The sequence below is a fragment of the Synechococcus sp. CS-1329 genome (assembly GCF_025128055.1).
GTDB lineage: Bacteria > Cyanobacteriota > Cyanobacteriia > PCC-6307 > Cyanobiaceae > Regnicoccus_A.
Window position 1 is genome coordinate 54,147 of sequence record NZ_JAHLYS010000048.1, and the last position, 15,146, is coordinate 69,292.

The 15,146-nt window shown below is 68.7% G+C and carries 12 protein-coding genes; 3 read left to right on the forward strand and 9 right to left on the reverse strand.

Annotation, left to right across the window (positions count from 1 at the left end; all coding sequences use genetic code 11):
- Window positions 1–126: 126 nt before the first annotated feature.
- The 5 genes from KQ304_RS13030 to KQ304_RS13050 all read right to left on the reverse strand — a co-directional run bounded on the left by KQ304_RS13030 (window position 127) and on the right by KQ304_RS13050 (window position 4,749).
- Entirely contained in the window at window positions 127–930 is an 804-nt protein-coding gene (locus KQ304_RS13030) for a sigma-70 family RNA polymerase sigma factor (protein ID WP_259737491.1), read from the reverse strand.
- Between the two features lie 151 nt (window positions 931–1,081).
- Window positions 1,082–1,915, reverse strand: a complete 834-nt coding sequence (locus KQ304_RS13035) for an ATP adenylyltransferase (protein ID WP_259737492.1) — start codon at window positions 1,913–1,915, stop codon at window positions 1,082–1,084.
- Window positions 1,902–2,960: a SpoIID/LytB domain-containing protein gene (locus KQ304_RS13040; RefSeq protein ID WP_259737493.1), complete on the reverse strand. Its 1,059-nt coding sequence runs from the start codon at window positions 2,958–2,960 to the stop codon at window positions 1,902–1,904. Before KQ304_RS13040 ends, KQ304_RS13035 begins: the two co-directional genes overlap by 14 nt.
- A complete protein-coding gene (locus KQ304_RS13045; protein WP_259737494.1) occupies window positions 2,882–3,835 on the reverse strand; it encodes a PhzF family phenazine biosynthesis protein in 954 nt (317 codons plus the stop codon). Before KQ304_RS13045 ends, KQ304_RS13040 begins: the two co-directional genes overlap by 79 nt.
- The gene (locus tag KQ304_RS13050; protein WP_259737495.1) at window positions 3,832–4,749 is read right to left on the reverse strand and encodes an NAD(P)H-dependent glycerol-3-phosphate dehydrogenase; all 918 of its coding nucleotides are present in this window, start codon (window positions 4,747–4,749) and stop codon (window positions 3,832–3,834) included. Before KQ304_RS13050 ends, KQ304_RS13045 begins: the two co-directional genes overlap by 4 nt.
- A 41-nt stretch (window positions 4,750–4,790) precedes the next feature.
- On the opposite strand from KQ304_RS13050, the gene KQ304_RS13055 reads away from it, so the two are divergent.
- Window positions 4,791–5,573, forward strand: a complete 783-nt coding sequence (locus tag KQ304_RS13055; protein WP_259737496.1) for an SDR family NAD(P)-dependent oxidoreductase — start codon at window positions 4,791–4,793, stop codon at window positions 5,571–5,573.
- A gap of 4 nt (window positions 5,574–5,577) precedes the next feature.
- Here KQ304_RS13055 and KQ304_RS13060 read toward each other — a convergent pair whose 3' ends face one another.
- Window positions 5,578–5,982 (reverse strand): DUF2237 family protein, encoded by a 405-nt coding sequence (locus KQ304_RS13060; protein WP_259737497.1) that lies wholly within the window; start codon window positions 5,980–5,982, stop codon window positions 5,578–5,580.
- A 169-nt stretch (window positions 5,983–6,151) separates the two neighbouring features.
- On the opposite strand from KQ304_RS13060, the gene KQ304_RS13065 reads away from it, so the two are divergent.
- Entirely contained in the window at window positions 6,152–6,373 is a 222-nt protein-coding gene (locus tag KQ304_RS13065; protein WP_259737578.1) for a hypothetical protein, read from the forward strand.
- 8 nt (window positions 6,374–6,381) lie between these two features.
- On the opposite strand, the gene KQ304_RS13070 is transcribed toward KQ304_RS13065, so the two are convergent.
- From KQ304_RS13070 to KQ304_RS13080, 3 genes are all read right to left on the reverse strand, one after another.
- Window positions 6,382–6,654 (reverse strand): DUF4090 family protein, encoded by a 273-nt coding sequence (locus tag KQ304_RS13070; RefSeq protein WP_259737498.1) that lies wholly within the window; start codon window positions 6,652–6,654, stop codon window positions 6,382–6,384.
- 61 nt (window positions 6,655–6,715) lie between these two features.
- On the reverse strand, window positions 6,716–10,396 hold the full coding sequence (metH, locus tag KQ304_RS13075) for a methionine synthase (RefSeq protein ID WP_259737499.1): 3,681 nt from the start codon (window positions 10,394–10,396) through the stop codon (window positions 6,716–6,718).
- A 31-nt stretch (window positions 10,397–10,427) separates the two neighbouring features.
- Window positions 10,428–11,345, reverse strand: a complete 918-nt coding sequence (locus tag KQ304_RS13080; RefSeq protein WP_259737500.1) for a branched-chain amino acid transaminase — start codon at window positions 11,343–11,345, stop codon at window positions 10,428–10,430.
- A gap of 89 nt (window positions 11,346–11,434) precedes the next feature.
- Here KQ304_RS13080 and cobN point away from each other — a divergent pair, with 89 nt between their 5' ends.
- A complete protein-coding gene (cobN, locus tag KQ304_RS13085) occupies window positions 11,435–15,145 on the forward strand; it encodes a cobaltochelatase subunit CobN (protein ID WP_259737501.1) in 3,711 nt (1,236 codons plus the stop codon).
- Window position 15,146 lies beyond the last annotated feature (1 nt).

Genomic DNA, 15,146 nt, shown 5'->3' on the forward strand with positions numbered 1-15,146 from the left:
CCTGCTTCGGGGCCTCCAGCTGCGACCCCGCCTCCAGTCGCCGGCAGCATCAAGAGCGCAAGCTGCACATGCTCACCTACTGGCGGGACGGGGTCGAGCGTCAACTGGCGGCCGTGAATGCCGCGATCAGCACACTGGAGAAGCAGATGGCCCGTGACGGGAGCCAAGGGCAGGGCTGAAGCCCAGTCCTTCACCCTCCAGGCGCTGTCTCAAGGTATCCAGAGCCCGGGCCAGCAGGCGATGAACAGTCATCGGGCTGACCTGCATCTTGCGGGCCGTGCCCCTGAGGCTCTGCCCTGCCAGCACTACCTCCCTGACCACGGTGCGCTGACGAAGCTCCAGTTCGGCCAGCAGCGCCATGATCCGCTCGCCGGCCTCACAGCCTGCGGGCCCCTCCTCCAGTTCAGTCTCGGCGGCGACGAGCCTGTCCTCCTCTCCCGCCAGGCTCACCGGCCTGCCCAGCTGTCGCAGCTGCTCGAAGCGCTGCCACTGGGCCTCACTCAGGCCCAGCTGCCTGGCAAGGCTGACACCGGTGAGCGGTTCCTGGCACGGATTGGTGGCGGCCGCTTCACCAAGCTGGCTCTGCTGCAAGCGGCGCAGGCGATCTTCCAGCTCCCGCTGGCGGCGTGGCAGCCGGATCACAGGCGCCTGATCACGGAGGTAGTGGAGGATCGCTCCGCGGATGTGGTGGCGGGCAAAGGCCTCGAACGGGGTGCCCTGATCGCTCTGGAACAACTCAGCAGCCCTGAGCAGCCCCAGCAGCCCCACCTGGGTCAGGTCGTCGCGACCCTCGCGGCAGAGGGAGCTGTAGTGGTGGGCGATCGGTCGCACCAGCTCCAGGTGCTTGGCCACCCGGTCGTTGCGCTGGCGCAGCCGCCGGCTCAGACCGGGCCGGCCGGGGCGGGATTGAAGCAGGGAAACGCTGGTCATCGGAATTGAGACAGGTGGATGTAAAGGAGAACGAGCTGGATGGGCTCGGCAGCCCGATCCAGGAGCCACGGCCTCAGTGCCGCTGCCCCCTTTCCAGATACGGACCAGCCAGCGGGTTCTGGCAACCGTGTAACCACGGAATGGCCAGAGCTCAGCCCCTGGCCGCCGCCACCGCCTGCAGCAGGGCCCAGGGTCCCCGGCCTTGCAGCCAGTCCAGCTCCGAGCGCTCGCTCAGCAGCAGGTAGCCAGCGAAGCCAAGAGCATTGAGGCTGAAACCCGCCATATGCTCCCGCTGGCGGCGCACCGTCAGGAACCAGTGGTCGCTGAAGATCAGGTTGTAGGGATGGCGGGGCCTGGGATCGCCGGCGGGATCACCCAGGCCGAGGGCCCTGGCCTGGGCGCGATAGGTGGCGGCCAGGGCCTGGGCCCCCTCACCGGGCTGGCGGCGGCTGAGCTGGTACGCCCAGGGCCAGGGTCGCTCCACTCCTGCCAGCTGAGCCTGCAGCAGCGGCTCCAGCGGGCAGGCCGCCTCGTTGTCGTGGCGCGGCAGCAGCTGCAGATGACGGTGGGGTTGGCTGGCGCCGGCTTCGGCGCAGCTGTTGAAGAACCAGAGCCCGCCGGTGTCGGCATCCACATGGGCCACCGCCGTCCAGTCGTGCTCCTCGAGCCAGCCCGACTGGGGGTGATAGTCCTGGGTGATCAGCAACACATGGCCCGCCTGGACGGGGTACTTGTTGAGCAGCACCAGGTGCCGCTGTCCCAGCAGGCGCACCTGCAGGCTCGAATCCCAGGGGCGGAAGGGGTTGGGCTTGGGTCCCTGGGGCCGCAGGTGCTTCGGGGTGGCGGAGAGCAGGCGGCGCAGCTGAAACGGTTCCCAGCCCTGGGGCGGGAGCAGCTCCGTTTCCAGGGGAACAAGACTGCCGCTGCCGAGGGCCTCACGGCTGCGCTCCAGCGCTTCAGCCCAGATCCGTTCAGCTCGCTCCACCGATCTGCAACCGTGCCAGGGAGGCCCCCTGGTAGTAGTGACCGAGAATCTGGTTGTAACGCTGACCCTGCAGGGCCAGTTGCTGGGCGCCTTCCTGACTCATGCTCGCCCCCAGATGGCCATGGGCCTCCACGGTGATCTGGGAATTGGCGGCGTAAAGGCTCTCGACGATGCCCCCCTGGTAACTGAGGATGAGTCCATTGGTGCGCTCAGTGGCCTCCCGGGTCCGGGCCGTGACCGACTCCAGTCCGCGGTAGGCCTGCCAGCGGGTGGTGTCCCCCAGGTGCCAGTGGGGATTGGCGGGCCGGGCCAGGTGCGCCAGGGCATAGGAGCGGGCGGCCACCGCCTGGGCCTTGAGGGCCTCCATCGACCAGGAACTGGGCATTTCTGCCCCCACCACCGAGGCGATGTAACGCTCCAGGGGTAGATGGTTGATCGGCGTGATGCCGTCGCCCTCGCGCAGCAGGCGCAGCCGGCCCTCATAGGGCGATCCGTTGACCAGCAAGGCCTGACCGCCGGGGCTCTCCAGCCAGAGATCAGCGCTGCTCTGGCGGCTCCAGTCCACAGGCTCCCCCGCCGCGCCGCGCTGCAGCAGCCGGCCATCGCCGCTGAGCAGCTGCCAGGGGCCCGCGGCCGAGAGCGTGGGTCGACCGGCCTGGCGCAGCAGGGCCACCCGCGCCTCCAGGGGAACGGGGCGACCAGCGGCCGGCTCCACCAGGGCCAGGTCGCCGCTGGGGGCGGCACCGGAGGGGGCTGGTGGGAGGCCCGCATCAGCGCGGCGTGCCTGGATCTCGCCCAGCTGCCGCGCCTCGGCCTGGCGGTCGGGATCATCGGCGGCGGTGGCCGGCAGCAGCTCCTCCATCACCCTGGAATCGAGGCTGGAACGCGGTTCGGTGAGGGTCTGCTGAGCCAGGAAACCAAGGCCCAGGACCACCACGCTCAGGGGCGCGCTCACCAGCACCCGGTTCAGGCGGGGCCGGGCCGACAGCAGCTCCAGTCCGCGGTTTCCCCAGCGATGACACCAGCGCTCAAGCGGCCATCCCATAGCAGTTGACCCGCACCCGATAGCCGGATCATGCCTGAAGACAGCCGATCACACACCATCCCACCCCCCTGGGGCGAGGGTTGCCAGCCCACCACCCGCTCACGCCCCAGCTGATCACACCACCATGGAGCCACCAGGGCATGGGCCGATCCCGTGACCGGATCTTCACTGATGCCCAGACCCGGCGCCAGGAAACGCAGCTGGTAGTCGGCTGGCAGGCCCTGCACCGTGGGGTTCTGGGTGGGGTTCTGGGTGGGGTTCTGGTCGCTGGCCTCCAACGCCTGCATCAGCACCAGGCCCTGGCGCAATTCCCCGCGCAACTCCTGCGCCAGAGTGTCCCCGTTGAGGCCGGCCAGGGGGAACTGCGGCGGCAGCAGCACCACCCAGTAGCCCAGGGCCGATCGCCAGCTGCCCAGAGGGGTGCCCGCCAGCGACGGGCCCAGCTCGCAGGGCAGGGGTGAAGGCTCCAGACCCCCGGAAGGGAGGACCAGCTGAGCGCGGCCCGCACGGCTCGGGCTCAGGCTCACCAGCAGCGGTCCTGAGCGGCTGTGCAGACGGGTGGAGGCCCCTGGTGCCAGCAATCCCCAATGGCCAAGGGCCAGGGCGGAGGCCAGGGTGGCGTGACCACAGAGCGGAACTTCGCAGTGGGGGGTGAACCAGCGCAGGGCCCACTCAGCGGGGTCTTCAGCAGCGGCTCCTGGGCGGCCGATGGGCAGAAGAAAAGCTGTCTCCGACTGCCGCAGCTGGGCCGCCACCGCCTGCATCCAGGCGGCTGGCAGCGGCCGCTCCAGCGCCACCACCGCGGCACCGTTGCCCTGGAGCGGACGCTCGGCAAAGGCCGTGATCAAGGCCGCCGGCAGAGAACCGTTGCTCATCGTTCCTCTGGCTTGAGATCGCGCTCCATCAGGGCACTCACCACCTCAGGGGGGGTGATGCGACCTTCAATCAGGCCCACCACCTGGGCACAGATCGGCAGGTGAACTCCGCCCTGCTGCGCCAGGGCCAGGGCCGCGACGGCCGTTGATGGGCCCTCCACGGTGGCACCGATGGACCGGACCGCCTCCTCGGCACTGAGCCCCTCCGCCAGCTGCAGACCGAAGCGGTAATTGCGGCTGAGGCGGCTGTTGGCCGTGGCCAGCAGATCTCCCAGCCCCGCCAGTCCGTAGAGGGTGTCGGGGTCACCGCCCAGCCGCTGGCTGAGGCGGCCCATCTCCGCCAGCCCACGGGTGAGCAGAGAGGCCTTGGCGTTGGCTCCCAGGCCCAGCCCATCGCAGACACCGGCCGCCACGGCCATCACGTTCTTGAGGGCGCCGGAGAGCTCGGTGCCGATCGGATCGCTGTTGGTGTAGAGCCGCAGTTGATCGCCGCTGAGCTGCTGCTGCAGCGACTGGGCGAGATCGGAGTGGAGTGAAGCCAGCACACTGGCTGCCGGCAGCCCCTCCTCCAGCTCGCCGGCCAGGTTGGGGCCACTCAGCACCAGGCTGGAGAGGCTGGGGATCGCGCGCTGCCAGAGCTGGGAAGCGGTGAGGAGTTGCTGCAGGTTCAGGCCCTTGGTGCAGCTGATCAGCGGCAGCCCCGCAGGCCAGCGGCAGGAGAGCCGCTGAGAGAGATCCGGCACGCCGGCCATGGCGATGGCACAGACGATCACATCCTGATGCGCCAGCACCTCAGCGGGCTCGCCGCCACTGCGACGCGACCAGGTGCTGATCCTGTGGCCACCCTGGCGGAACACCTGGCCCAGGGCCCGGCCCCAAGCGCCCTGCCCGTAGATGCCGATGCGCAGTGCCATCCGGCCATCATGAGCCATTCCACCTTCGGCCCTCCCTGCCCATGTCGACGCCGGCCCCGGCAGCTGGAGCCCCTGAAGCCCCCCAGGAGCTCGCCCACTGGCAGGGGGATGCCCTGGTGGTGGGAGGCGGCGGCATCGGCCAGGCGCTGCTCCAGGCCCTGGCCCAGCGGGCCCCCGGCCTGAGGCTGTGGGGCACCAGCCGGAGCCCGTGGTCCACGCGGAGCGTGGTGCCGCCCGAGCGGGCCCTCACCCTCGACCTCAGCGACGAGGCCAGCCTCGAGGCCTGTGCCAGGCGGCTGCGGCAGGAGACGGTGCGGCTGCGGCTGGTGATCAACAGCGCCGGTCTGCTCCACGACGGGGATCTGCAACCGGAGAAGCGGCTGCAGCAGCTGAGGCGGGACTCGCTGGAGCGCCTGTTCAGTGTCAATGCCTATGGCCCGGTGCTGCTGGCCCAGGCCCTGGAGCCGCTGCTGCCCCGCCAGGAGCCACTGCACTTCGCCAGCCTCTCAGCGCGGGTGGGCAGCATCGGCGACAACCAGCTGGGGGGCTGGTACGGCTACCGGGCGGCCAAGGCCGCCCAGAACCAGCTGCTGCGCTGCCTGGCCCTGGAGTGGCAGCGGCGCCTGCCCCTGGCCTGCGTGAGCCTGCTCCATCCCGGCACCACCGCCACGGCGCTCTCCGAACCCTTCCGCGGCTCGGTGCCGCCGGAGCGGCTGTTCAGCCCGGAGCGGGCCGCCGGCCAGCTGCTCGATGTGATCGCCGCCCAGCGGCCGGCGGACACCGGCCGCTTCCTGGCCTGGGACGGCACCACGATTCCCTGGTGAGGGCTCAGCTCTGCGGTGTGGCCGTATGGGCGAAGGCCTGAAGCAGCTCGAGGGGAATCAGCTCCAGGCAGGAGGCTTCGCTGGCCTCCAGCCGCACCGGTGGGGCCACACCGTCGTCGTGGGCCTCCAGCCAACGGGGGGCACAGACGCACCAGTGATCGCCGGCCTTGAGGCCGGCAAAGCCGTAGTCGGGCCTGGGGGTGCTCAGGTCGTTGCCCTGGGAGAGGGAGTAGCGCAGAAACAGATCCGTGATGACGCAACAGACCGTATGCCGGCCATGGTCGGCGGGATCGGTGCGGCAGTGGCCATCGCGGAACCAGCCGGTCATCGGCTCACAGCCGCAGATCACCAGAGGCTGCCCCAGCACATTCAGCGCGGCAGAGCTGGGAGCTATCGACGATTGATCCACGCAAAATCCCTGGCATGAGTGACGAGTCTGACCATGGATCAGACCATCGGCGCGAACGAAATTCTGTGGGGAGGTTGACGGATTCGGGGGGGCAGGCGTTAAAGGTCATTGAGCAGCGGTGCTGGAAGGCTTCCTTCTGCCGCCCTTCCGCCTTGCCTTCAACACCTTCATGAGCTGGGATTTCGCCGAAGACGCTGCCTTCATGGCCCTGTACGACGCCTTCAAGGAAAGCGGTGAAACCTCCGCCATGGAATTTCTCGCCCATGGGGAGGGGGCCTTCCACTTCCAGGAACTCACCCAGAACGCCGCGGGTGAGGGTTTTGACCTGAGCGACTCGACCAGCCTCGTGGCGTTCCAGCAGGAGGTCATCGACAGCCTTGAGTCGCTCTGAGCCTCGCCTCAGCTGTAGAAGAAATCGATCTCCTTGGTTTTGAGGCCATCCCAGCCGGCGGCCTTGAGGCGGGCATCGAGGCTGGCCTGATCCAGGTGCTTCGAGCCCGTCTTCACCACCCGGTTGCGCATCGACTTCCGTACGCCGCTGCGGGCCCGCGCCGCCTCCAGGGCCATCACCTCGTTGTAGAGGCTGAGCATCTCGGCAGGAATCGGGCTTCTATCGAGATCAACGCCGGCGGCGATCGCCGCATCGACACCATCAGGACCGGCAATCGCCATGGCAGTTCATGCGGAGACCCCCTCAGCCTGCCACTGACCCCTCTGAGCAGGGACGGGAGCCTCAGGCACTGAAATAGCGGGCGCGGCTGTGCAGTGCCACCAGGGCAGTGGTGCTCTGCTCGGGCTCCAGCTGATCGCTCTCATCCATGGTCAGACCGATGCGGCCTGCATCGAGCCAGTCCAGCTGCTGGCGGGAATCGGCCACGTTGGGGCAGGCCGGATAGCCGAAGGAGTAGCGGCTGCCGCGGTAGCGCTGGGCCAGCACGTCGCGCAGGACCGTCGGTTCCTCGGCCGCGAAGCCCAGCTCGCGGCGGATGCGGGCGTGGGTCCACTCCGCCAGGGCCTCCGCCATCTGCACCCCCAGACCATGGAAATAGAGGTAGTCGCTGTAGCGATCGGCGGCGAACAGCTCGCGGGCAAAGGCGCTGGCCCGCTCGCCCATGGTCACCGCCTGCATCGGCAGCACATCCCTGGGCCTGCCGTCGCGCAGATCGCGGAAGAAATCGGCGATGCAGTAGCGGTTGCCGCCCCGCTGCCGCGGCAGCTCGAAGCGGCCGATCTCCCGCTCGCCGCCCTCGGGTTCAAACACCACCAAGGCATTGCCATCGCGGCCGCAGGGGAAGTAGCCGTAGGCCACCCGTGGCGTGAGCAGAGCCTCCTGGCGACAACGCTCGATCCAGCTCTGCAGCACGGGCTCGGCCTTCTCGGCCAGCATCGCCTCATAGGCCTGGCGGCTCTGCTCCTGGCCCTTGCGCAGCTGCCACTGGCCGGCGAAGAGAGCATTGCGGTCGAGATAGGCGAACACCTCATCGAGGGGAATCTCCCCCTCCTGAATCAGGGCACTGCCCAGGAAGGGCGGCTCCACGGGGGGTTCCTCCGGCACCACCTCGGAGCGATGGCTGGTGATGGCGGGGGGGCTGGTTCCTGGGGCCTGATCGCCCGGGCCGGCCGCTTCAAGCTCAGCGGCTGACTCAGCGGCAGCAGCCGGTTCGGGCTCCAGTCCCAGCCCGGCGGGGGCACCGGCGAGGAATCCCAGCTGGTCGTCCCACTGGCCGGCCTTGCGGGCCTCCGAGAGCGCATCCATGAAGCGCAGGTCGGCGAAGGCATCGCGGCCATAGATCACCTGGCCGTTGTACACCGAGCGGCAGTCCTTTTGCACGAAGCGGGGAGTGAGGGCCGCACCGCCGAGGATCACCGGAGCGGTGATGCCCGCCTCATTGAAGGCCTGCAGATTGTCCTTCATGAAGGCAGTGGATTTCACCAGCAGTCCGCTCATGGCAATGCAATCAGCCTGGTGCAGCTGCTGGGCTTCGATGATGGCCTCTATCCCCTGCTTGATGCCAAGGTTGATGACCTCATAACCATTGTTGGTGAGGATGATATCCACCAGATTCTTGCCGATGTCGTGCACGTCACCCTTGACGGTAGCGATCAGAAACTTGGCCTTGGCACTGCTCACCCCATCGATCTTGTCCATGTGCGGCTCGAGAAAAGCCACGGCGGCCTTCATCGTTTCAGCGCTCTGGAGCACAAAAGGCAGTTGCATCTGCCCGGAGCCGAACAGCTCACCCACCACCTTCATGCCGTCGAGCAGAAAGGTGTTGATGATCTGCAAGGGCGGGTGACTGGTCATGGCCTCCTGCAGGGCCGGCTCAAGGCCGATGCGCTCGCCATCGATGATGTGCTGACGCAGTCGGGCCTCCACGGGCAGATCGGCCAGGCTTGGCCCAGAGGCCCTCGCCTCCTTGGCGCTGACCCCCTCGAACAGGCCGGTGAGCACGGTGAGCGGGTCGTAGGTGCAGATCGCCCCTGCCGCCGCCGTCCCCGTTGCCCCGGCCGCTGTCGACTCGAACCGGCGCTGGTCGTTGATCAGATCACGGCAGATCTGCTGATGCTCCTCTGTGATCTTCACCAGAGGAAGAATCTTGGCAGGGCTGACGATGGCAGCATCAAGGCCGGCTGCGCAGCAGTCGTGCAGGAAGACGGAATTGAGCACGATCCGGGCCGCCGGTGAGAGCCCGAAGCTCACATTGCTCACCCCCAGCACCACATGAACACCGGGCAGATGCTCACGAATCAGGCGGATGGCCTCGATCGTGGCGGCGGCATTGCGGCGGTCCTCCTCGATGCCGGTGGAGATGGGCAGCGCCAGGGGGTCGTAGAAGATCTCATGGGCCGGGATTCCAAACTCCACGGCATCGCGATAGGCCCGCTGGGCAATCGCGAATTTGCGCTCCGCCGTGCGGGCCATACCCTCCTCATCGATGGTGCCCACCACCACCCCGGCGCCATAGCGGCGAGCCAGCTCCAGCACCTTGAAGAAGCGCTCATCGCCATCCTCGTAGTTGGTGGAGTTGAGGATGCACTTGCCACCGGCCACCTTCAGGCCGGCCTCCATCTTCTGCCACTCCGTGGAATCCAGCATCAGCGGCAGATTCACATTGGTGACCAGACGACTGACCAGGTCGTGCATGTCTTTCTCGCCATCGCGCCCGACATAGTCGACGTTGACATCGAGCACATGGGCGTTCTCCTTGATCTGGCCACGGGCGAGGGCCACCAGCCCGTCCCAGTCCTCGGCGTTGAGCAGATCACGCACCTTCCTCGAACCGCTGGCGTTGAGCCGCTCGCCGATGATCAGGAAGGAGTTGTCCTGGTGATACGGGGTGACTCCATAGATCGAGGCCGCCGCCGGCTCCCACTGCAGAGCGGGCCGCTGCAGCCGCTGCTCCGGCAGGCGCACGGGGCGGGGGCTGGGCTGCAGATCCGCCGCCAGCTCGGCGAGGGCAGCGATGTGGCTGGGGGTGGTGCCGCAGCAGCCACCGATCACCTGCACCCCCAGATCCTCAACGAAGTGGAGCAGCTGCAGTCGCAGCTCCATGGGCGTGAGCCGGTAGTGAGCCACACCGCCCACATTCTCAGGCAATCCGGCGTTGGGGATGCAACTGATCACAAACGGACTGTGCTCGCTCAGATAGCGCATGTGCGCCTTCATCTGCTCCGGTCCGGTGGCGCAGTTGAGGCCGAGCACGTCGATCGGGAAGGGCTCCAGGATCGAGACCACCGCGGCGATATCGGAGCCCACCAGCATCGTGCCGGTGGTTTCCATCGTGACCGAGACCATCAGCGGCCGCCGCTGGCCGGCCGCCGCGAAGGCCTCCTCAAGACCATGGAGCGCCGCCTTGATCTGCAGCACGTCCTGGCAGGTCTCGACGATGAACAGATCGACATCGCCGGCCAGCAGACCAGCCGCCTGCTCGCGGAAGGAGGCCTTCATCGTGTCGAAGTCGATGTGGCCGAGGGTGGGCAGTTTCGTGGTGGGGCCCATGGAGCCGGCCACGAAGCGGGGCTTGGCGGGGGTGCTGTAGCGATCAGCCATGTCCCGGGCCAGCTCAGCGGCCCGCTGGTTGAGGGCAAAGGCCTGGTCCTCCAGCCCGTATTCCGCCAGCACGATCGAGGCCGCCCCGAAGGTGTCGGTTTCGATCACATCACAGCCCGCCTCCAGAAACTGGGCGTGCACGGCCTGCACGGCATCGGGCCGGGTGAAGACCAGGTTCTCGTTGCAGCCCTCAAGGGCGGCGCCGCCGAAATCCTCGGCATCCAGGTCCATCTGCTGCAGCGAGGTGCCGGTGGCACCGTCGAAGACCACCACGGGCCTGCCGGGACCATGCAGATGCTCAAGGAACCCGACTCGGCGGGCCCCTGCTGTTGTTGTCGCCGTGCCGCCCACCAGTGCCGTCATTGCATCAACGTGCCGACGGTCACTCTAGAAATCAGTCGCGCAGGCGGATGCGGGTGACCCAGTGGTCGTAGCTGGGATCGTTGCCGATGGTGATCTGGGTGAGCCGCTCCCGCAGTCGCTCCATCACCGGCCGCTCCGTGGGCAGGTCGGTGGTCTCCACCCGCCGCACCGGAGTCACCCGCGCCGCCGTGCCACTGAGGAACACCTCATCGGCGATGAACAGCTCGGTCTTGTCGACCGCCCGCTCGATCACCGGAATGTCGAGGGCACGGGCCAGCTCCATCAGGCTGGCGCGGGTGATGCCCTCGAGAATGTCCTGATCAACGCCGGGGGTGATCAGCACGCCATCGCGCACGATGAACAGGTTCATGCCGCTGGCCTCGCTCACCTTGCCGCGGCTGTTGAGCAGCAGGGCTTCATCGAAGCCGCTCTTGACCGCCTCGGTCTTGGCCAGGGAGCTGGTGATGTAAGCGCCGCTGATCTTGCCGCGCAGCGGCAGGGAGCGGTCCTCCTGGCGGGTCCAGCTGCTGACGCGGCAGCTGACACCATCGGGGGAGAGGTAGTCGCCCAGTTCGATGCCGTAAATCAGGAAATCGGTCTCGATGTCGTGCAGGCGCGGGGCGATGCCGAGGTCACTGGTGTAGACAAACGGCCGCAGATAGATCGGGGTGGTGGGCCGGTTGGCCTGCAGAAAGGCGTCGATGGCGCCGAGGATGGTGCTCTCCTCCAGCTCGGCCAGCAGCAGCCGAGCGCTCTGGCTCAGCCGGCGGGCATGGCGGTCGGCGCGGAAGAGCAGGATTTCACCTGGATCGGCTGGGTTGGGCAGGGCCCGCATCCCCCCGAAGGCACCGGTGCCGTAATGCAGCGCGTGGGTGGCCACCGAAAGGGTGGCCTCGGCGAACGGAACGCAACCGCCTTGGAACCAGGCGTAGGGGAGAAACTTCTGCATGCAGGGTCGCTTGGGAAGGGCGTGGAGCGGGGGGCACCGCACCGTGGTCGGGCCTCGATCTTCTCACCGTCAGGACCGAGGATGTCTGGATGCATCGGCTCGCAGCAGTTCCCGGCGCCACCGGCGACACGGATGGTCCCCTCTATGTGGAGCAGCCCTCGGCGCCCCTGTTGCTGCTCAGCAGCGCTGACACCGATCTGAGCACCCTCGCGGACCTGCTGGACGATGAGCCGACTCTGCTGAGCCAGGAGGTGCGCGGTCTCAACCTCGCGGCCCTGAATCATCCGGCTGTGATCGATCACTACCTGGCCACCAGCCTGGGGGCCACCCGGCTGGTGGTGGTGCGCCTGCTGGGAGGCCGTGGCCACTGGAGCTATGGCCTGGAGCAGCTGCGTCACTGGGCTGACGGCCCTGGCCGTCAGCTGGTGGTGGTGGCCGGCACCAGCGACGAAGAGGGGGACCTGGCCAGCCTGGGCAGCGTGGCTCCGGCCCTGGCCCTGGCGATCGGTCGCTGCCTCCGGGAAGGGGGGCGCACCAACCTGCGCCGGGTGCTGCTCTGTCTCGATGCCCTGCTGATGGGGGAGCCACCCGAGCCGCCCCAGCTGGAACCCCTCAGCGATCCCTCCCCCCACGACTGGAGGGAGGATCCCGGCCCCCGGGTGGGCCTGGTGCTCTACCGCGCCCTGCTGCAGGCGGGCGACACCGCCCTGGCGGAGGCCACCCTGGCGGCCCTGCGCCAGCGCGGGCTCTGCCCCAGGGCCCTGTGGGTGAGCGGCCTGCGCGACGCAGGCGTGCAGCGCGGGGTGGCCGACCTGCTGGGGCGCGAAGCCGTCCAGGCGGTGCTCTGCACCACCTCCTTCGCTTCGGTGCAGTTCGAGGAGGCGGGCCTCGGCGCCCCCCTCTGGGAGGCTCTGAACGTGCCGGTGCTGCAGCTGCTCTGCAGCAGCTCCAGCCGCGAGCGCTGGCGCAGCAGCAGCATCGGCCTGAGCCCGCTCGACCTCAGTCTGCAGGTGGCGCTGCCCGAGCTCGATGGCCGCCTCAGCACCCGGGTGGGGGCCTTCAAGGAAGCGGCGGAGCAGGCCGATGAGCGGCTCACCACCGCTCTGCACCGCTACCGGCCCGACCTCGAACGACTCGACTGGATCGCCCAGCTGGTGCAGGCCTGGGTGACTCTGCGCGGCACGGCGCCGGCCCAGCGGCGTCTGTCACTGGTGCTCGCCAACTACCCCACCCGCAACAGCCGCCTGGCCAATGGCGTCGGCCTCGACACCCCCGCCAGTGCGGCGGCGATGCTGCACTGGCTGGCCGCCGCCGGCTACGACCTCGGTGCAGCCCAGGGGCAGCCGCCGGATGGGCAGCTTCCCCAGAGCGGCCAGGAGCTGATCGAACAATTGCTGGCGGGCCGCAGCAACGACGCCGAGAGCAGCCACAGGCCGGCCCTCGACCACCTCCCCCTGGCCACCTATCAGCGCTGGTATGACGCCCTGCCCCAGGAGGGTCGCCAGCTGATCGAGCGGCGCTGGGGCTCAGCGGACCAGGACAGCGGACTGGAGCGCAGCGCCGCTGGCGCCGGTTTCCCGATCCGGGGTCTGCGCTTCGGCCGCATCCATGTGCTGATCCAGCCGGAGCGGGGCTACGACCGCGACCCCAGCCTCAACTACCACAGCCCCGATCTACCCCCCACCCACGCCTACCTGGCCCAGTACCTCTGGCTGCGGCAGGTGGAGGGATCCCAGCTGGTGGTGCACGTGGGCAAGCACGGCAATCTGGAGTGGCTGCCGGGCAAGGGGCTGGGGCTCTCCAACCAGTGCTTCCCCGAATGGGCCCTGGGGCCGATGCCCCACCTCTACCCCTTCATCGTCAACGATCCCGGCGAAGGGTCCCAGGCCAAGCGCCGTGCCCAGGCCGTGATCCTCGATCACCTCACCCCACCGCTGGGGCGGGCGGGGCTGCATGGGCCCCTCCAGACCCTGGAGGCCCTGCTGGATGAGTACTGGGAGGCCTGCCAGCTGGGCAGCGCCCGGGTGGCCCCCCTGCGCCAGCGGTTGGCCGAAACCCTCGAGGCCCTGGAGCTGCCGCTGGAGGCCAGCGATCTCGAGAGCCGCATCGACCGCGCCGACGGCTACCTCTGTGAGCTCAAGGAGGCCCAGATCCGCACGGGCCTGCACACCTTCGGCCACCTGCCCGCCCCGGAGCCGCTGCTGGAGCTGCTGCTCTGCCTGGCGCGGCCACCCCTGGCCGAGGGGCCCGGGCTCACCCAGGCCCTGGCCAAGGATCTGGGCCTGGCGCTCGACCCCTGGGCCGATCCGGAGGAAGAGCCGCTGGACGCCTCTGACCGGCGGCGGCTGCTGGCGCTAGCACCGGAGGCGGCCCAGGCCTGCCGCCGGGTCGGGGATGGCGTGGCCCTGCTGGAGGAACGGGCCCTGGAGCTGCTGCGCTCCCTGCTGGAGCCGGTGGTGGAGATCCCCCCCTGCGGCCCCTGCACCCGCTCGGTGCTGGAGCGGGTGCGCGGCGATCTGATCCCACAGCTGCTGCGCTGCGGTGAGGCGGAGCGGGAGTCCTTTCTGGCGGGGGTGGCGGGGGAGCGCATTGCCGCCGGTCCGTCTGGGGCCCCCACCCGCGGCCGGCCCGACCTGCTGCCCACCGGCCGCAATTTCTACAGCGTTGATCTGCGTGGACTGCCCAGCGAAGCGGCCTGGGACCTGGGGCGGCGCAGCGCCGAGCTGCTGCTGGACCTGCACCTGCAGGAGGAGGGCGACGACCTGCGCCACCTGGCCCTCTCGGTGTGGGGGACGGCAACGATGCGTAATGGCGGCGAAGACATCGCCCAGGCCCTGGCCCTGATGGGGGTGCGGCCGGTCTGGGATGGGCCGACGCGGCGGATGGTGGACCTGGAGGTGATCCCGCTGGGATTGCTGGGGCGGCCGCGGGTGGATGTGACCCTGCGCATCTCCGGCCTGTTCCGCGATGCCTTCCCCCAGCTGGTGGGCTGGATGAACCGGGCCACGGCCCTGGTGGCGGGCCTACAGGAGGCGGAGTCCGACAATCCCCTGGCGGCGGCACTGATCCGCGAGGGTCATTGCGCCCGGGTGTATGGCTCAGCGCCAGGGGCCTACGGCGCCGGACTGCAGGGCCTGATCGACAGCGGCCAGTGGGAGGAGCGCAGCGATCTGGGCGAGGCCTACCTCAACTGGAGCAGCTGGCGGTATGAGGGCAGCGGTGAGGCGATCGCCGATCGCGACGGCCTGGAACAACGGCTGCGCCAGGTTCAGGTGGTGCTGCACAACCAGGACAACCGCGAGCATGATCTGCTCGATTCCGACGATTACTACCAGTTCCAGGGGGGCCTGAGCGCCGCCACCGAGCGGGTGCGCGGCACGGCTCCGGCCCTCTGGTTTGGTGATCACTCCCGCCACCAGCGGCCCCGCCTGCATCGCCTGGAACGGGAGCTCGACAAGGTGCTGCGCTCACGGGTGCTCAATCCCCGCTGGATCAACGGCATGCGGGCCCATGGCTACAAGGGGGGCTTCGAGCTGGCCGCCAGCCTCGACTACCTCTTCGCCTACGACGCCAGCACCGGCCGGGTGCCGGACTGGAGCTATGGGGCCATCTGTGACACCTGGCTGGGTGATGAAACCCTGCTGGAGTTCCTGCGCCAGACCAATCCCTGGGCCCTGCGCGACATGGCCGAGCGCTTGCTGGAAGCCCACAACCGCAGCCTGTGGGAGGGGGCCAGCCCGGAGCAACTGCAGCACCTCAAGGGATTGGTGCTCAGCAGTGAACGTCTGGTGGAAGGCTGAG

Excerpts from the sequence above, each read along its gene's own strand:
- KQ304_RS13070 (WP_259737498.1), bottom strand. The coding sequence starts at position 6,654 with ATGGCGATTGCCGGTCCTGATGGTGTCGATGCGGCGATCGCCGCCGGC.
- KQ304_RS13080 (WP_259737500.1), bottom strand. The coding sequence starts at position 11,345 with ATGCAGAAGTTTCTCCCCTACGCCTGGTTCCAAGGCGGTTGCGTTCCG.
- KQ304_RS13040 (WP_259737493.1), bottom strand. The coding sequence starts at position 2,960 with ATGGGATGGCCGCTTGAGCGCTGGTGTCATCGCTGGGGAAACCGCGGA.
- KQ304_RS13030 (WP_259737491.1), bottom strand. The coding sequence starts at position 930 with ATGACCAGCGTTTCCCTGCTTCAATCCCGCCCCGGCCGGCCCGGTCTG.
- KQ304_RS13055 (WP_259737496.1), top strand. The coding sequence starts at position 4,791 with ATGTCGACGCCGGCCCCGGCAGCTGGAGCCCCTGAAGCCCCCCAGGAG.
- metH (WP_259737499.1), bottom strand. The coding sequence starts at position 10,396 with ATGACGGCACTGGTGGGCGGCACGGCGACAACAACAGCAGGGGCCCGC.
- cobN (WP_259737501.1), top strand. The coding sequence starts at position 11,435 with ATGCATCGGCTCGCAGCAGTTCCCGGCGCCACCGGCGACACGGATGGT.
- KQ304_RS13065 (WP_259737578.1), top strand. The coding sequence starts at position 6,152 with ATGAGCTGGGATTTCGCCGAAGACGCTGCCTTCATGGCCCTGTACGAC.
- KQ304_RS13050 (WP_259737495.1), bottom strand. The coding sequence starts at position 4,749 with ATGGCACTGCGCATCGGCATCTACGGGCAGGGCGCTTGGGGCCGGGCC.
- KQ304_RS13045 (WP_259737494.1), bottom strand. The coding sequence starts at position 3,835 with ATGAGCAACGGTTCTCTGCCGGCGGCCTTGATCACGGCCTTTGCCGAG.